Origin of the sequence: Altericroceibacterium indicum (genome assembly GCF_009828105.1) — a bacterium.
In the GTDB taxonomy this organism is placed as follows: Bacteria; Pseudomonadota; Alphaproteobacteria; order Sphingomonadales; family Sphingomonadaceae; genus Altericroceibacterium; species Altericroceibacterium indicum.
Genome location: NZ_WTYQ01000005.1, coordinates 54526 through 72028 on the forward strand (window position 1 = coordinate 54526; position 17503 = coordinate 72028).

Here is a 17503-nt window from a genome sequence, read left to right on the forward strand (position 1 = left end):
CCGTTTCGTCGGGAAAGGAGCCGCTAAGATGAAGATTTAGTCAGGGATGACCCAACGGATAGAATTCGTATAGCTACCTGTCGTGTTGTTGCCATTTCCGTCCTTTGCAGGGCGGAAACGCGCACGGCGCTCAACATTTTTACATGTCGCTTCATCAAGGTCAGGATGACCGCTGGAGCTAACAATGGTGCAGTTATCCACACGTCCATCCGCATTAACTGTAACCCGGAAGCGAGTGACACCTTCACGTCCTTCGCGCAGAGCGCGTGAAGGATAATCGTTAGCTGTCGCCCATGTGCCCGGATTGTTCCGCGGTTCCGCCGGCTTCGGGTCAAACCGAGGTGGTGGCGGAGGTGGCGGAGCCGGGGCTGCCGGGGGAGGTACAATCACCGCAGGCGGAGCCGGCGGAGGGATATTAATCTGCGTCTTAATCTGAGGCGGCTTCGTGCTCACGTTAATCGGCGGCGGAGGTGCTACCGGTGGCGGCGGAGCCGTATCAGGTTCCGGCGGCGGAGGCGGCGGTTCGTCCTCCGGCGGCGGGGGGGGGGGTTCATCGATATCCACCGTCGTCACACGCTCGATGACCTTTTGGGCAGCCGAATAGGCAAGCCCGGTGATCAACACATAGCCGACAGCGAGGTGGATGAGAACAACGATGATAATGGCAATAACCTTATTGCCGCTCATTTGTTGGTCAGCGTAAGCCATCCAGTCGCATCACTCCATTTGCATCCACGGGAAAAGGCCCGGGAGGTACACCAATCAGGAACTCCATCCTGACAGGTGTTAACGAAACTTGTCCACCCAAAATACCTGCGGGCAAGCACCGGCTGATGCCGGGCGGTGCGACAGGCATGAACGACTTATCTATTGTTGTCAAAGCGCCGTTTTCTGCGCTGTATGTAGCGAGCTGTGCGGAATGGGGCAATCGCTTTGTCAAGATATTAGTGATTCACATTGCCGTCATTCAGTGAGTTTAAGCTGGAAAATGTATTCACCGGCGAACCGGTTTGTTAATGTACGGCTAAGCATTCCGCGCTTTTTAAGCGCAGTCAGCCCGGCCTCCGGCCATTTGAAAATGTATCCTAAATTTTCGATTCAGGAGCCCATTCGGGTGCCAGGCGTTAAGGCTGGAAGATATTATACGGTTATGAAAGGCGAGATGATGTTTTTTTCGATTCGATCCGGTCATCGGGTAATGACCTTACTCGCAACGCCCTTGATTCTTGCTGGTTGTGTCTCTGCAACGCAGGCGCAACCCGCTTACTCCAATGCGGTGAGCACTGATTCGGGTGCGACTTATGCCGACCTGGTCGATCTTGCGGATTCGGCGGAACTCGTCATTCGCGCTCGGATTATGGACCAGATCACCGTCAAGCCGGAACGGTCGCCAGGTCTCGCACCCGGCCATGTCAGGCTCTATATAGAGGCGCAAACCGAAGCTCTGCTGGCAGGGCCGTCGGCACAGGGAGCGTCTTTCGTCTATCTGGTCGACCTTCCGCTCACCAGCAAAGGGAAGGCTCCCAAACTTAAAAAGCAATCGGTGATCCTGTTTGCGGACAGCGTGCCTGATCGGCCCGGTGAATTGCGCTTAGTTGCTCCAGACGCACAATTGCCAGCTTCACCTGAATTGGAAGCACGTCTGCGACCTATTTTGGAGGAACTAGCCTCTCCTGATGCACCGGTGAAGATAACTGGCGTGCGCGAAGTGATGTCTATCGACGGCAATCTGGCAGGCGAATCCGAAACGCAGATGTTTCTCGACACAGCTAATGACGAGCCTGTTTCGCTCTCGGTCGTTCGCCGGCCCGGGCAGCCGCCACGATGGGGTGTGTCGTGGTCAGAGATTGTAGATCAGTCTGCTCAGCCGCCCGCGCACGATACAATTGCGTGGTACCGTCTGGCTTGCTCACTTCCCCGCCAATTGCCTGATACGGCCTTTGTTCAGTCAGGCACTGCGAAAAGATACAGGGCCGAAGTGGATTACTCGCTCATCTTGCAGGATCTCGGTGAATGCACGAGAAAGCATGATTGGGCGCCAAAATCCCGTCAAAAATGAAAGAATATTACTTTCCGGAGCCATTTCTATGAAATCGGCCTAGCCAAGGCGGGCTTCGGTCCCTAATCCGCGGCCCGAAACAGAAAGGGATTTCATGGCTGAACCGCTTCGTATCGCACTGGCCGGGCTTGGAACTGTTGGCGCTGGCGTCATCAAGCTGCTGGAGGCTAATGGCACTCTGATTGAAAAGCGTGCTGGGCGGCCGATTCAGATTACAGCCGTGAGCGCGCGTGATCGCAGCAAGGATCGTGGGGTCGATCTGTCCTCCTATGCGTGGGAAGACGATATGACTGTCATGGCAGCGCGCGATGACGTGGATCTGGTGGTCGAGCTGGTAGGCGGATCGGACGGCCCGGCGCTGACTCTTGCCCGCAATGCGCTACGGGCCGGCAAGTCGCTCGTGACGGCAAATAAGGCTATGATCGCCCATCACGGCCTGTCATTGGCTGAGGAGGCTGAGAGCCGTGGGCTGTCGCTCAAATTTGAAGCGGCGGTGGCTGGCGGTATTCCTGTTGTGAAGGGCTTGCGCGAAGGCGCAGCGGCCAATGAGATTGACCGCATTTACGGTATTCTTAATGGCACCTGCAATTATGTGCTCTCTACGATGGAAGATACCGGGCGCGATTTTGGCGATGTGCTGAAAGAGGCGCAGGATCTCGGCTATGCTGAGGCTGATCCTGAATTTGATATTGAAGGCGTTGATGCGGCACATAAGCTCGCCATTCTTTCGGCTATTGCCTATGGCGCGCGGGTTGATTTCGATGCGATCGACAAATCCGGCATTACGCGCATCCGCGCAGCTGATATCGCTGAGGCATCGTCATTGGGCTATGTCATTCGTTTGATCGGTATGGCGGATACAGATCGTGCAGCGGACGGACCGCTGCGCCTGTTTCAGCGCGTGCAGCCCTATCTTGTGCCACTCGATCACCCCCTGGCGGCGGTTGACGGCCCGACCAATGCGGTTGTGCTGGAAGGGAATTTCGTGGGGCGTCTGCTCTTTCAAGGTGCCGGAGCCGGAGATGGTCCGACTGCGAGTGCTGTGATGGCGGACATTATTGATATTGCTCGCGGCGAAGAAAGCGCGGCTTTTTCTGTTCCGGTGGGTCAGTTGGAACATATGGCCCCGGCAGAATCGGGTCACCGCCTCAGTCGTGCCTATCTGCGTTTCACCGTGACCGACAAACCCGGTGTGTTGGCTGAAATTACTGCCGCCATGCGCGATGCAGGCGTCTCTATTGAGAGCTTGATCCAGAAGGGCCAGGCTGGTGATGCGCATGAAGTTCTGGTGGTTATGGTGACCCATGAATGTGCTGAACATTGCGTCACGGATGCAGTTAAGTTGCTCGAAGGTTCCGAAAGTCTGACTGAACCGCCGCTGGTTATGCGTTTACTTGGAGAGTGAACGTCACAGCAGTGTCAGTTCGCTGGCTTTTCACCCTTTGCAATAAGGTCAGCATCTGATCCTTCAGGGGATTCAGGAAGGGTGCTGAAGTCGATCATGTAAGCAGGTGGCGGTGGGCATTTCTGTATGCCGCATCCGCGCATCGTCACCGGCCCATATTCGGTCAGCCCGGGCGAAGCGACATTCGGTGCGTCTGGAATGCTATTGTTGCGCGCTTGACGGGATTTTGGATCAAGCTCGCTGGTCGATTTGACTCTGAACTGGGATTGTTCCTCCAGTTCGCGACAGACAATAATTTCATCTGAATTTGTCTGTTTTGGGCACTTGGGTTGGCTGTCTGGGGCGGGCGGCCCGTAAGTTTCTTTTGCGGTCTCAATAGCCTGCTCTGCTGTGACCTGAGCATGGGCCATTGTGGATGGTGCAAGAAATGCAATCCATAAGAGAAATAGCTGCCTTACTATTCTCGACATTGTCGTTTCCTCACCCTAAGCCTTAATCAAGATCAGCCTTGAGGGATTGTACTGCACATGAACAAGAAAGAAATCACCGCCAGCAAAGTCCTTGACCGGGTGCTGGTGCTCGAGATGGTGCGTGTAACAGAAGCGGCCGCTATCGCCGCCTCAAATCTTGTTGGTCGGGGTGACGAAAAGGCAGCTGACGCTGCTGCCGTTGAAGCCATGCGCAAGGCATTTGACGAACTTTACATGGATGGCACCGTCGTCATCGGCGAAGGCGAGCGCGATGAAGCACCGATGCTTTATATTGGTGAAAAAGTCGGTGGTGCGCCAGGCAAAGGCCCCAAAATTGATATCGCACTCGATCCCCTCGAAGGTACGACGATTACCGCTAAAGCCGGGCCCAACTCGCTTGCTGTTCTGGCTGCAGCAGAAGAAGGTTGCCTGCTCAATGCACCTGACGTTTACATGGACAAGATTGCGGTTGGCCCAGGGTATCCGGCTGGTGTGATCAGCCTTGAAAAAACCGTCACTGAAAATGTCGAAGCGGTTGCCGCTGCCAAAGGCGTGAAGCCGTCTGAAATCATCGTTTGCGTGCTCGACCGTCCACGCCATTCGGATATGATCGCTGAACTGCGCAAGCTGGGCTGCGGCATTTACCTCATTCCCGATGGCGACGTGGCTGGAGTGATCGCAACGACCGACGAAGACACCACGATTGATATCTATATGGGGCAGGGCGGGGCACCGGAAGGCGTTCTGGCTGCAGCTGCGTTGCGTTGCGTTGGCGGGCAGTTCAATGGCCGACTCGTATTCCGAAATGACGATGAACGTGAACGTGCACGCAAATGGGGCATTGAAGATCTCGACCGGATCTATCTGCTTGATGATCTGGCAAAGGGCGATTGCATTTTTGCTGCCACGGGCGTGACTGACGGTTCGTTGTTGGAAGGCGTGAAGCGCCGCCGCGATGGCCGCATGACGACCGATAGTGTGGTCATGCGGGCAGCTTCTGGCACTGTGCGCTGGGTGAAGGGTGAACATCGCCGGGCCTGAGCCATTCGGCAATTCGCAAAGAGAGTGCCCGAAACACACAGAAGGCCCGCTTTTCCACGAAGCGGGCCTTCTCAAGGTTGCAATCATGTGACTCTTCTTTAGAGCCGCATCCACAAGCATATCTGTGCAAGAAAAGGGCTTCCACCGATGAAGATTATGGCCGGCAACTCAAATCTGCCGCTAGCCAGGGCAATTGCCGCCTATCTCGAACTGCCACTGACAGATGCCAGTGTAAGACGGTTTGCCGACGAGGAAATCTTCGTCGAAATCCATGAGAATGTGCGTGGTGAAGATGTGTTTGTGGTTCAGTCCACAAGCTTTCCAGCCAATGATAACCTCATGGAACTGCTGATCTGCATTGATGCGCTGAAGCGCGCATCAGCAAGGCGGATTACAGCAGTTGTGCCGTATTTCGGCTATGCCCGGCAAGACCGGAAGCCGGGGCCACGGACACCGATTTCTGCCAAACTTGTGGCCAATCTGATTACACAGGCAGGGGCTGACCGTGTCCTCTCGGTCGATCTTCATGCGGGACAGATTCAGGGCTTCTTCGACATTCCGACCGACAATCTCTATGGTGCGCCAACCATGGCTGCCGATATTCAGGCTCATTATGGCCATGAAGAGCTGATGGTTGTTTCGCCTGACGTTGGTGGTGTGGTGCGCGCCCGCGCGCTGGCTAAGCGCCTCGATAACGCACCTCTCGCAATCGTTGATAAGCGACGTGATCGCCCCGGCGAATCGGAAGTGATGAATATCATCGGCAACGTTAAGGGACGCGCTTGCATCCTGATTGATGATATTGTCGATTCGGGTGGCACACTTTGCAATGCGGCGCAGGCTCTGCTCGACAATGGCGCGAAGAGCGTGGCCGCTTATATTACGCATGGCGTGCTCTCTGGCGCCGCTGTGGCACGGGTCAACAATTCCGCTCTGAAGGAACTGGTGATCTGCGATACGATTCTTCCGACTGATGCGACCAAGGATTCCAACAAGATCCGGATCGTTACAATTGCACCGCTGATCGGCGAAGCGGTTCGCCGTATTGCTGATGAAGCCTCTGTTTCGAGCTTGTTTGACTGATATGGATCTGGGGGCGGATATCACTTTAGCAGGGCGTCTCGCTGACGCTGCGCGTCTGGCCATTCGCCCGCATTTTCGCACAGCGCTTGATCCTGAGCGCAAAGGCGACGCCTCACCGGTGACCATTGCGGATCGTGCGGCAGAAGAAGCTATGCGCGCAATTCTCACCGAAGAACGTGCCGATGATGGCATCATTGGTGAAGAGTTTGGTGTGACGGAAGGCCGTTCTGGCCGCAAATGGGTGTTGGACCCAATTGATGGCACTGTGGGTTTCCTTGCTGGCAGGCCAATGTTTGGAACGCTGATTGCACTACTTGTTGAAGGCTTCCCTGTGCTTGGCATTATAGACCAGCCCATCAATGATGAACGCTGGTTGGGTGTGACGGGCAAGGATACCACGCTCAATGGCCAGCCGGTTCACACACGACGCTGCCGTGAGTTGAGCGACGCAGCATTGGCAACCACTGGCCCACATTATTTCGATGATCATCAAGGTGAGCATTTCATGGCGCTTGCCGCCAAGACGGATCATAAACGGATGGTGATGGGCGGCGATTGCTACAATTATGCCATGCTGGCTTCCGGCCACATCGACATCGTGTGCGAAGCAGGCCTGAAATTGTATGATTTCGCCGCGCTCGTGCCAATTGTTGAAGGGGCGGGTGGCTCAATGAGCGATTGGAATGGCGATCCGCTTCATGCCGAATCGGATGGCCATGTGATTGCGTTGGGTGATCCGGCCAGGCTTGAGGATGTTGTAGCGGCGCTTGCTTGCGGGCACTGAGATGTCTTCCGCGCGTTAGCGGGGCATGACTGATCAAATCACTCAAACCATTTGCATAACAGGCGCTGCTTCTGGAATCGGGCGCGGCGCCGTGGAGCATTTTCACCAAGCTGGCTGGCGAATCATTGCACTCGACAAGAATGCAGACGGCCTGTCTGATCTTCGTCACGAGCATTGCTTAACGCTCTGTTGCGATGTGGGGTGTGAAGGTGAGGTGCGGGAGTCCTTTCAGGAGGTAGCAAATTGGCTTGACGGCGCACCACTGGATTGTCTTGTCAACAATGCGGGTATCGCTGATCCGGCTTGTGGCCCTTTGGAAGCGCTTTCCTTGCCGGAGTGGCAGAGATGGATTGATGCGAGTCTGACTGGAACTTTTCTTGTCAGCCGTGAAGCGCTCTCACTCCTCCGGAAGTCTGGCGGGGCCAGTATCATCAATATTTCTTCTACGCGTGCACTGCAGTCTGAATCAGACACTTTTGCTTATTCCGCTGCCAAGGGAGGGGTGAGCGCGCTTACGCACTCCATGGCGATGAGTCTTGGGCCTGAGATTCGCGTGAATGCCATTCTTCCGGGCTGGATTGCTACGCCATCGTCAGTGGGGAGCGAGGATTTTGGCGAGGGCTTGCGTCCTATCGACCACGCGCAGCACCCTGCAGGCCGGGTCGGTACAGTGGCAGATATTGCTCAGGCCATCGCTTATCTTGCTGGCGCTGGTTTTGTAACCGGAGAGCAATTGGTGGTTGATGGTGGTATGACCCGCAAGATGATTTATGCCGAATGATGGTGGCAATTGCGATAAATGCTTGCGTTTAAGTGCCACCCGGAATAGAGGCGCGCCCTTCATTGACACGATTTTTGAGGCTGGTCTGGCGACAAGGGCTGCCAGGGCTAGTCAAACGTGTCTCGAAATAAGGAGACGAAAATGCCCAAGTTGAAAACCAAAAGTGGTGTGAAGAAACGCTTCAAGATCACCGCAAGCGGCAAGGTTAAGCACGGTGTTGCCGGCAAACGCCACAGGCTCATCAGCCACAACGCCAAGTATATCCGCCAGAACCGTGGCACCTCCGTCCTGTCCGACGCGGACACGAAGACGGTGAAGAAATGGGCCCCATACGGCCTCAATTGAGCCCGGCTACAGGAATTAGGAGCTAGACCATGCCCCGCATTAAACGCGGCGTCACCACGCGCCAGAAGCACAAGCGGCTATTAGATCAGGCCAAGGGCTATCGCGGCCGTCGTAAGAATACGATCCGCGTCGCTCGTCAGGCCGTCGAAAAGGCCGGCCAGTACGCTTACCGTGACCGCAAAATCAAGAAGCGCAATTTCCGCGCCTTGTGGATTCAGCGTATCAACGCTGCGGTCCGTAATGAAGGCCTCACCTATTCGCAGTTCATGCATGGCGTGAAGCTTGCTGGCATCGAACTTGATCGCAAAGTGATGGCTGATCTTGCGATGAATGAAGGTGCTGCCTTCAGTGTTATCGTGAAGCAGGCGAAAGACGCTCTGCCAGCTTAATTTGCTTCAAGTTTTACAGATTAAAAGAGAAGGCGCTGGGGTTTTCCAGCGCCTTTTTTTTGTGCCTTGTATGCTACTGGTCGAGTACATATTGTTTAAGTCCATAAACCGAATAGATATGCCATTTTCGACGTTCAGACGTTTAGAGTTGAAATAATATGCCACCTGGAAGCGTGTTTAAAGGCAAGTTTTATGATTTGAACGAAGATCTTCGGCCCTACTTTGGAACACTTATTTCCAGTAGAATTGCTTATGCTGAAGGTGCGTCCGCAAATGACGTTCTGTACCCAGGGCCTGCGGAGATGCACTTTGTAAAGGGCCGTGTTATTCGTGCTGCTATCGAAGCGAATAAGAAGCAGGATACCTGGCCTTTCGTTGTGACCGGCCCTACCAGCAGAGGGATTTATTTTTCTGTCTATGAGAGTGAAGTCTGGAGCTTAACGCTACGCCCTCTGGGTTGGGCAAAATATATTGGAATTCCAGCAACTCAATTGACCGATCAGCTTTTTAACGGCTGTGGTATGGAGCCTTTTAACCGGTTCTCACCAATCCTGGAAATGACGGCATCGCAATATTCTTCGCACGATAGAATTGCTGAATGGATTTCGGATTTTTTGCGTGAGCAGGCTGATGAACCACCGGCTCAGGCTGACCAGATTCTGGCCTGTCAGCAGGCGTTGCATGATCCGGATACTTCCACTGTCGCGCAATTGGCAGATAAGGTTGGAATACCCACCCGTTCACTCGAACGGCTATGTGCGCGGCATTTCGGGTTCCCGCCGAAATTTCTTCTGCGCCGACAGAGGTTTCTGCGTAGTATCTCACAATTCATGCTGGAATCTCGGAAAAACTGGTCTGAAGCGTTAGACGGACAATATTTCGATCAGGCCCAATTTGTGCGGGAATTCCGTAAGTTTATGCATCTCACGCCACGCGAATTTGCCAGTATGCCTCACCCCGTTCTTGATGTTGTGCTGAAACAGCGAATGACGGATTTAGGGGCGACGAAATATGCCAATTCTCACCCCCGGCGCGCGTTGGAAGAGAATTAGGGGGTTGGGCTAAGCCACAACCGGGGCTAACAGGCGCGCCACACCTTCTTTGCGATAGAAAACATGGCCGAACTGGAACAGATCGAAGCGGAAGCCCGCACCCGTATTGCTGAGGCAGATAGCCTTGCAGCACTGGAAACCCTGCGCGTGGAATATCTTGGCAAGCAAGGCAGCGTTTCTGCGCTGCTTAAAACGCTTGGCAAAATGACACCGGATGAGCGGCAAGAAAAAGGCCCCAAAATCCAAGGGCTTCGTCAATTCGTGTCGGATGCATTGTCCGAACGCAAGGCGATGATGGAGGCGGCATTGCTGGATGCCAGGCTTGCAGAGGAAACGCTTGATCTTTCTTTGCCGGAGCCAGCCAGCCCCAAAGGTTCGGTGCATCCTGTCAGTCAAGTCATGGATGAACTGGCTGAAATCTTCGCAGATCTGGGCTTTTCTGTGGCTACCGGGCCAGAGATTGAGGACGATTGGTATAATTTCACCGCGCTGAATATGCCTGAAAGTCATCCGGCACGCGCGATGCACGATACTTTCTACTTCCCCGATAAGGCACCTAAAGGGGGCAAGATGCTGCTGAGAACGCACACAAGCCCTGTTCAAGTGCGCACAATGATGGCTGAAGGCGCGCCCTTGCGGATCATCGCGCCGGGTCGTGTCTATCGTTCTGATAGCGACGCAACCCACACGCCGATGTTCCATCAGATCGAAGGTTTGGTGATTGATCGTGACATTCACCTTGGCCATTTGAAGTGGACGCTGGAAACGTTCCTCAAAGCCTTCTTCGAGCGTGACGATATCGTGCTGCGCCTGCGGCCATCCTATTTCCCCTTCACCGAACCATCAGTGGAAGTGGATGTTGGCTATTCCATGGAAAAAGGCCGCCGCGTTGTGGGTGGCTCTGGCGATGCGCCGGGCCATGCCTGGATGGAAGTCCTGGGTTCCGGCATGGTCAATCGCCGGGTGATTGAAATGAGCGGGCTTGATCCTGATGAGTGGCAGGGCTTTGCCTTTGGCACCGGCGTGGATCGTCTAGCGATGTTGAAATATGGCATGGACGATCTGCGTGCCTTCTTCGATGGCGATGTGCGCTGGGCTGCCCATTACGGCTTCTCCGGGCTGGACCAGCCAACTCTTTCCGCTGGCGTAGGAGCGAGCGCATGAAATTCTCGCTGAACTGGCTCAAAACCTATCTCGATACGGATGCTTCGGCTGAGGAGATTGCGGCCAAGCTCAATGCAATTGGCCTTGAAGTGGAAGGCGTTGATGATCCGGCCCAAACTCTAGACGGCTTCCGCATTGCCCATGTGCTGACCGCGGCAAAGCATCCCGATGCCGACAAATTGCAGGTTCTCTCGGTAGACACAGGCGAGGGTGAGCCTTTGCAGGTTGTTTGCGGTGCCCCCAATGCGCGTGCTGGTATGAAGGGCGTGCTGGGCCTCCCCGGTGCAGTGGTTCCAGCCAATGGCATGAAGCTGCGCAAAAGCGCTATTCGCGGGGTCGAATCCAACGGCATGATGTGTTCGGTTCGTGAACTCGAACTGGGCGAAGATCATGACGGGATCATCGAGCTACCTGACGATGCACCCATCGGCACCAGCTTTGCCGAATATCACGGCTCCTCACCGATCTTTGATGTGGCGATTACACCCAACCGCCCCGATTGCATGGGCGTTTATGGCGTTGCCCGCGATCTGGCAGCGGCGGGCCTTGGCACGCTGAAACCGCTCGACATTGCGAAGACTGCGGGTGCCTATACCTGCCCGGTCGAGATTCGCACGGAAGATGCAGAAGGTTGCCCGGCCTTTCATGGCCGCGTGATCCGGGGAGTGCGCAATGGCGTATCACCTGACTGGATGCAGGATGCGCTGCGCAGCGCGGGCCAACGGCCGATTTCCGCTCTGGTGGACATTACCAATTATCTGATGCTCGGGTTTGGCCGTCCAGCCCATGCCTATGACCTTGCCAAGCTGAATGGTGCGGTTGTGGCACGGCGGGCGCGTGATGGTGAAACCGTCCTCGCGCTCAATGAAAAGACCTATACGCTCGATTCAAGCATGACCGTTATTGCTGATGACAGCGGCGTGCATGACATCGCCGGGATCATGGGCGGGGAACATTCCGGGGTGAGCGACACCACGCAGGATGTCCTCCTCGAAATCGCCTATTTCAACCCGGAAGCCATTGGTGTGACGGGCCGCAAGCTCGGCCTTGCCTCTGATGCGCGTACGCGGTTTGAGCGCGGGGTTGATCCGGCTTTCCTCGATGATGGCCTCGACCTGTTGACCCAGCTTGTGCTGGATATCTGTGGAGGCGAAGCCTCCGAAGTTGTCCGCGCTGGCGAAGCGCCGCTCGATACCAAGGTGGTAGCCTTTGATCCGGCGCTGACCAGCCGCCTTGGCGGTGTGGATGTGGCTGAAGCTGAACAGCGCGCCATTCTGGCAAAGCTCGGCTTTGCCGCCGGGGAAGACTGGCGGGTGGGTGTGCCCACATGGCGTCCGGATGTGGAAGGCGCGCCCGATCTGGTTGAGGAAATTGTCCGCATCTACGGTCTCGACAAGGTGGAAAGCACAGCGCTTCCACGCGCCGAAGGTGTGGCCAAGCCCACAGCAACGGCGCAGCAAAAGCTCGAACGGCGTGTGCGTCGGGCAGCAGCAGCGCGGGGGCTTAATGAAGCGATCACATGGTCCTTCATTCCGGTGGCTGAAGCGGCTCACTTTGTTAGCGACGATCAGGCCCTGTGGCAGCTCGACAATCCGATTAGCGAAGACATGAAGGCTATGCGCCCGTCCTTGCTTCCCGGTCTGCTGTCCGCAGCCAAGCGCAATATGGATCGCGGTGCTTCAGGCGTTCGTCTGTTTGAAATTGGCCGTCGTTATCTTCGCGGGGCTGACGGGATGAGCGATGAACGCCCGACGCTGGCGGTTCTTTTGGCCGGTGAAAAGACACCGCGCGGCTGGGCCAGTGGCAAAGCGGCAGCGTTTGATGCCTATGATGCCAAGGCAGAAGCGGTGGCTCTCCTGGCGGAAGCCGGTGCGCCGGTGGATAAGCTTCAGGTGATGGGAGAGGCTGGAGAGCAGTTCCATCCCGGCCAGTCTGCCACCTTGCGGCTTGGGCCAAAGAATGTGCTGGCGCGCTTTGGCACGTTACATCCAAAGACATTAGAAGCCTTTGACGTTGAAGGCCCGGTTATGGCGGTTGAGATTTTCCTCGATGCGATTCCGGGCAAGAAGGGCGCGCAGGAATTTGCCCGTGTGGCCTATGCTCCTCCAGCCCTGCAATCGGTCATGCGCGATTTTGCGTTTCTGGTGGATGTCGATGTTCCGGCAGGTGATCTGCTGCGCAGCGTGAAATCTGCCGATAAGGTCAATATCGTCGATGCGCGCATCTTTGATGATTTCCGTGGTCAAGGCGTGCCAGAAGGCAAGAAATCACTGGCGGTCGAAGTTACCCTTCAGCCTGGCGAGAAAAGCTATACCGAAGAAGACCTCAAGGGTATTTCTGATAAGGTCGTGAAATCGGCTGCGAAACAGGGGGCTGAATTGCGCGGGTAGGGCAGGCGTTCTATCCAGTGTCACCTCGGTTCCGGCCGGGGTGATGGGCTGGACAAATGGTTCCTTCCCTTCCCCTTTCGAGATCACCTCATGACTTCAAACCGCCGCACCTTTGCCATCATTTCTCACCCAGACGCGGGTAAGACGACGCTGACTGAAAAGCTTCTTCTGCAAGGCGGGGCAATCCACCTTGCAGGCGAAGTGAAAGCGCGTGGGCAAGCGCGGCGGGCCCGGTCTGACTGGATGAAGATCGAACAGCAGCGCGGCATTTCGGTGACCAGTTCGGTGATGACCTTTGAACGCAATGGCGTCACCTTTAACCTGCTCGACACACCGGGCCATGAAGATTTCTCGGAAGATACCTATCGCACACTGACAGCCGTCGATTCTGCGATCATGGTGATCGATGCCGCCAAAGGTATCGAACCGCAGACGCGCAAATTGTTCGAAGTGTGTCGCCTGCGTTCGGTGCCGATTATCACCTTCGTCAATAAGGTGGACCGCGAAGGCCGCCCGACGTTCGAATTGCTTGATGAAGTGGCCGATATGCTGGCGCTGGATGTCAGCCCGCAAGGCTGGCCTGTTGGTATGGGCGGACAGTTCAAGGGCGTGCTCGACTTGGCCAGCAATAGTGTGAGCCGCCCTGAAGGGCCAAGTCGTGAGTTTTTGGGGGCGCGGGATGATAATCCGACATTGCCCGAAGATATTGCTGAAGAAATTGAACTGGCCAAAATCGGCTATCCCGAATTTGATCTGGAAGCCTATCGCAATGGCGATCTGACGCCGGTCTATTTCGGATCAGCGCTCAAGAATTTCGGCGTGGTCGAATTGATCGATGCGATTGAGAAATTTGCCCCGCCACCGCGGCCACAGCCCGCAGGCGAGGATATGGTGACGCCGGATCGTGATGAAGTCTCGGGCTTCATTTTCAAGGTGCAGGCCAATATGGACCCGCAGCATCGTGACCGGATCGCGTTTATGCGGATGGTATCGGGCACTTTCAAACGCGGCATGAAGCTCACGCCTTCTGGGCTGGGCAAGCCTATAGCTGTACATTCCCCGATCATGTTCTTTGCACAGGATCGTGAAATTGCCGATACGGCCGAAGCGGGCGATATCATCGGTATTCCCAACCACGGTACCTTGCGGGTGGGCGATACTCTGTCTGAAAAGAACCAGATTCGCTTCACCGGCCTTCCCAATTTCGCCCCTGAAATCCTGCGCCGCGTGCAATTGCGTGACCCGACCAAGACCAAGCAGCTGCGCAAGGCGCTGGACGATCTCTCGGAAGAGGGCGTGATTCAGGTTTTCTATCCTGAAATCGGCGGTCAATGGATCATTGGTGTGGTGGGCCAGCTCCAGCTTGAAGTGCTTATCGCGCGGCTGGAAGCGGAATATAAGGTGGAAGCAGGGCTTGAAGCCTCTCCGTTCTCCACAGCGCGCTGGCTCAAGGGGAGTGAAAGCGCGATGGATGAATTTGAGAAGTTCAACCGGGCCAACCTTGCGAAGGATCGTGATGGCGATCTGGTGTTTATGGCCAAATCCCCATGGGATGTGAGCTATCAGGAAGAAAAGAACAAGGACCTGACTTTCAGCGCGACCAAGGAACGCTGAGGGCATTTGGCTGGTTAAGGGTCCGGGCGGTGTGATCGTACAACCAGCGCCCATCGCAATATAGGATGCCGATGCCACAGAGTTCAGACCATTCCTCCCGATCTTCTCATTCTGACAGGGGACAAGAGGGCGGGGCTGTGCAATTCACTCTGGCAAGTTACAATATTCACAAGGGCGTTGGCCTCGACCGTAAGCGTGATCCTGAGCGGATCATGACGGTGTTGCGTGAAATGGATGCCGACATCGTTGTGTTGCAGGAAGTGGACCGCCGTATTGGTGCGCGCAGCGCGGTGCTGTCTCGAGGGCTTTTGGCGGAAAACCACTGGCAGCTTGTGCCGCTTGCGATGAAACCGGCGAGCATTGGCTGGCATGGCAATGCCATTCTGGTTCGGCACGGAATCGATATTGTCGACGCTGAGCCGATTGGACTGCCCACGATTGAACCACGCGGTGCAGTTTGTGCGCATCTCAATATGGCTGGCCATGACTTTCGCGTAGTCGGTATGCATCTCGATCTGTCTGGCCTGCGCCGCCGCCAGCAGATCGCGTCGGTGTGCCAGCATTTGGCAGAGCGGCCTGGTCCGGCAGTGCTTGCAGGCGACTTTAATGAATGGTCGGGCAAAGGCGGATGCTTCCGCGAATTTGGCGAGGGTTGGGAAGTCCTGCGCCCGGGCAAGAGCTTCCATAGCCGCCGTCCGCTCGCCGCACTCGACAGAATTGTAATCTCTTCGCAGTGGACTTGCCGGAATACAGCAGTTCATCAAAGCGCGCTTGCCGTTCAGGCATCTGATCACCTGCCAGTTAAGGCCGATCTGGAATTATTTGCCTAAATTTTGAGCATCTGCACAATATTGCAGCCTTGAGGCTGTCAGATTGCAGCCAAAAATTGCGCATACCCATCTATTTTGTGTCATGTGTAAACTGGCACGCTTGTTGCATTGATCTTTGCAGCCGGGTACCGGCGCGGAAAGCAACAGGGGGATGAGTGATGAAATTCATCATCGCGATAATCAAACCATTCAAGCTCGATGAAGTGCGTGAAGCACTCAGTGGGATCGGCGTAGCCGGTATGACGGTGTCTGAAGTCAAGGGCTTCGGGCGTCAAAAGGGGCAGACGGAAATCTATCGCGGCGCAGAATATTCGACGAATATGCTGCCAAAAGTGAAAATCGAAGTCGCTGCAACCGACGCTATTGCGCCGCAGGTCGTGGAAACGATCCAGCAGGTCGCGAGCACCGAGAGCATCGGTGACGGAAAGATTTTCGTCCTCGATCTGGCATCGACAACACGCATTCGCACCGGTGAAACCGGCGATACGGCGCTGTGAGCTACGCTTTGCAAATGAGGGGTAACACTATGATCCGCAAATTCGCCTGGGGAGCCGGTGCTACCGTCGCCTCATTCATGGTTTCAGGTGCCGCATGGGCACAGGAAGCCGCCATGACAGCTGTTACCACAGCTGCCGATGCCGCCGGCACGCCCATCGCTGCTGCAACAGAAACTGCCGCCGCCGTGGCAGCCGTTCCTAACCCCGGCAACAATGCCTGGATGATGACGGCTACCATTCTGGTATTGATGATGATCCTGCCGGGCCTAGCGCTGTTTTATGGTGGTCTGACCCGTTCAAAGAACATGCTTTCTACCATGACGCAGGTCGGCGGTGCAGCAGCACTGGCCATGTTGATCTGGGTAATGTGGGGCTATTCCATGGCCTTTGGTCCGACAACTTCGGAAGGCTTCATTGGCAATTTCGTGAGTAGCGGTAGCCTGTTCCTCTCCTCCGTCACGCCATCCAGCACTGCGGCGACCTTCTCTGATGAAGTGATCAGCGAATATGTCTTCGTCTGTTTCCAGATGACCTTTGCCGCGATTACCGCAGCACTGGTTCTGGGTGCGACGGTCGAACGCCTCAAATTCTCTTCCATGATGGTGTTCACTGCCATCTGGTTGACGATCGTTTACTTCCCGATCGCACATATGGTTTGGGCCGGTGGCGGTTATCTCTTCAAGCTGGGTGCGCTCGACTTTGCTGGTGGTACTGTGGTGCACATCAACGCCGGTGTTTCGGCTTTGGTGGCCGCGCTCATCCTCGGCAAGCGCAAGGGCTATCCGTCTGAACCCATGCCTCCGCATTCTCTGACGCTGACTATGGTTGGTACAGGCCTTCTGTGGGTGGGCTGGTTCGGCTTCAACGCTGGTTCGGAGCTTGAAGCTGACGGCACGGCTGGTCTGGCTATGATCAACACCTTCGTTGCGACTGCTGCTGGCGCACTCACCTGGATGGTTGTTGAGCGTCTGGCAGGTCACAAGGGTTCGGCTCTGGGCTTTTGCTCAGGCATCATCGCCGGCCTCGTGGCGGTCACACCGGCTGCAGGCAACTCCGGCCCGTTTGGCGCGATCATTCTGGGCATGGTCGCCTCGGTTATCTGCTACTTTGCAGTGGCTAAGCTGAAGCCAATGCTGGGTTATGATGACTCGCTTGATGCTTTCGGTATCCATGGCGTGGGCGGCATTGTCGGCGCCATTGGCACGGGCCTTGTCTATCAGCCCCTGTTCGGTGGCCCCGGTGATGGTTCAACTGCAATGGGCACACAGGTTTTCATTCAGATCACTGCTGTTGTCATTGCCATTGTCTGGGCTGCTGTTGGCACGACCATTGCGATCTTCATCGCCAAGGCACTGACTGGCCTGCGGGTATCCCCCGAGGTTGAACAGGAAGGCCTCGATATCGGTGAGCACGGAGAACGCGCTTACAACTGATTACCAAGCTTGGCGGGATGGGATTACTCCTCTCCGATCCGATCCCGCCTCAAGATGTTCCTCCTGCGAACGTCAACTCAATGGGCCGGGGCAAATTGCTCCGGCCCTTTTTTATGTCTGGAGAGGATTTGAGTACGCATCCCATAGGTCTGGATCAGATCGGCCG

The 17503-nt window shown here is 55.7% G+C and carries 17 protein-coding genes; 15 read left to right on the plus strand and 2 right to left on the minus strand.

The features are described 5' to 3' along the window. Window positions 1-36: 36 nt before the first annotated feature. Complete coding sequence (locus GRI39_RS12440) at window positions 37-708, minus strand: energy transducer TonB (RefSeq protein ID WP_160740057.1); 672 nt, start codon at window positions 706-708, stop codon at window positions 37-39. 490 nt (window positions 709-1198) lie between these two features. Here GRI39_RS12440 and GRI39_RS12445 point away from each other — a divergent pair, with 490 nt between their 5' ends. Beyond that, window positions 1199-2059 (plus strand): hypothetical protein, encoded by an 861-nt coding sequence (locus GRI39_RS12445; protein ID WP_160740218.1) that lies wholly within the window; start codon window positions 1199-1201, stop codon window positions 2057-2059. A gap of 94 nt (window positions 2060-2153) precedes the next feature. Next, window positions 2154-3464: a homoserine dehydrogenase gene (locus tag GRI39_RS12450; protein WP_160740058.1), complete on the plus strand. Its 1311-nt coding sequence runs from the start codon at window positions 2154-2156 to the stop codon at window positions 3462-3464. Between the two features lie 14 nt (window positions 3465-3478). Here the strand turns inward: GRI39_RS12450 and GRI39_RS12455 are convergent, their stop codons facing one another. Then, window positions 3479-3874, minus strand: coding sequence for a hypothetical protein (locus tag GRI39_RS12455; protein ID WP_160740059.1), 396 nt, complete (start codon window positions 3872-3874; stop codon window positions 3479-3481). A gap of 117 nt (window positions 3875-3991) precedes the next feature. Here GRI39_RS12455 and glpX point away from each other — a divergent pair, with 117 nt between their 5' ends. The 13 genes from glpX (at window position 3992) to GRI39_RS12520 (ending at window position 17337) form a co-directional block, all read left to right on the plus strand. Continuing rightward, window positions 3992-4975: a class II fructose-bisphosphatase gene (glpX, locus tag GRI39_RS12460; protein ID WP_160740060.1), complete on the plus strand. Its 984-nt coding sequence runs from the start codon at window positions 3992-3994 to the stop codon at window positions 4973-4975. Between the two features lie 147 nt (window positions 4976-5122). After that, window positions 5123-6058 (plus strand): ribose-phosphate pyrophosphokinase, encoded by a 936-nt coding sequence (locus GRI39_RS12465; RefSeq protein ID WP_160740061.1) that lies wholly within the window; start codon window positions 5123-5125, stop codon window positions 6056-6058. 1 nt (window position 6059) lies between these two features. Then, on the plus strand, window positions 6060-6842 hold the full coding sequence (locus tag GRI39_RS12470; RefSeq protein WP_160740219.1) for an inositol monophosphatase family protein: 783 nt from the start codon (window positions 6060-6062) through the stop codon (window positions 6840-6842). A 25-nt stretch (window positions 6843-6867) separates the two neighbouring features. Beyond that, entirely contained in the window at window positions 6868-7623 is a 756-nt protein-coding gene (locus tag GRI39_RS12475; RefSeq protein ID WP_160740062.1) for an SDR family NAD(P)-dependent oxidoreductase, read from the plus strand. Between the two features lie 141 nt (window positions 7624-7764). Then, window positions 7765-7968 carry a 50S ribosomal protein L35 gene (gene rpmI, locus GRI39_RS12480; RefSeq protein ID WP_160740063.1) on the plus strand — a complete coding sequence of 68 codons (204 nt, stop codon included), beginning with the start codon at window positions 7765-7767 and terminating at the stop codon, window positions 7966-7968. A gap of 29 nt (window positions 7969-7997) precedes the next feature. Continuing rightward, window positions 7998-8357, plus strand: a complete 360-nt coding sequence (rplT, locus tag GRI39_RS12485) for a 50S ribosomal protein L20 (RefSeq protein WP_160740064.1) — start codon at window positions 7998-8000, stop codon at window positions 8355-8357. A gap of 158 nt (window positions 8358-8515) precedes the next feature. Then, window positions 8516-9409, plus strand: a complete 894-nt coding sequence (locus GRI39_RS12490; protein ID WP_160740065.1) for a helix-turn-helix domain-containing protein — start codon at window positions 8516-8518, stop codon at window positions 9407-9409. Between the two features lie 63 nt (window positions 9410-9472). Further along, window positions 9473-10573, plus strand: a complete 1101-nt coding sequence (pheS, locus tag GRI39_RS12495; RefSeq protein WP_160740066.1) for a phenylalanine--tRNA ligase subunit alpha — start codon at window positions 9473-9475, stop codon at window positions 10571-10573. After that, window positions 10570-12963, plus strand: coding sequence for a phenylalanine--tRNA ligase subunit beta (gene pheT / locus GRI39_RS12500; RefSeq protein ID WP_160740067.1), 2394 nt, complete (start codon window positions 10570-10572; stop codon window positions 12961-12963). Before pheS ends, pheT begins: the two co-directional genes overlap by 4 nt. Window positions 12964-13053: 90 nt before the next feature. Beyond that, window positions 13054-14577: a peptide chain release factor 3 gene (locus GRI39_RS12505; protein ID WP_160740068.1), complete on the plus strand. Its 1524-nt coding sequence runs from the start codon at window positions 13054-13056 to the stop codon at window positions 14575-14577. A gap of 137 nt (window positions 14578-14714) precedes the next feature. Further along, window positions 14715-15407 carry an endonuclease/exonuclease/phosphatase family protein gene (locus tag GRI39_RS12510; RefSeq protein WP_160740220.1) on the plus strand — a complete coding sequence of 231 codons (693 nt, stop codon included), beginning with the start codon at window positions 14715-14717 and terminating at the stop codon, window positions 15405-15407. 158 nt (window positions 15408-15565) lie between these two features. Beyond that, window positions 15566-15904, plus strand: coding sequence for a P-II family nitrogen regulator (locus GRI39_RS12515; protein ID WP_160740069.1), 339 nt, complete (start codon window positions 15566-15568; stop codon window positions 15902-15904). Between the two features lie 29 nt (window positions 15905-15933). Beyond that, window positions 15934-17337, plus strand: a complete 1404-nt coding sequence (locus GRI39_RS12520; protein WP_160740070.1) for an ammonium transporter — start codon at window positions 15934-15936, stop codon at window positions 17335-17337. The last annotated feature ends 166 nt before the right edge of the window (window positions 17338-17503 follow it).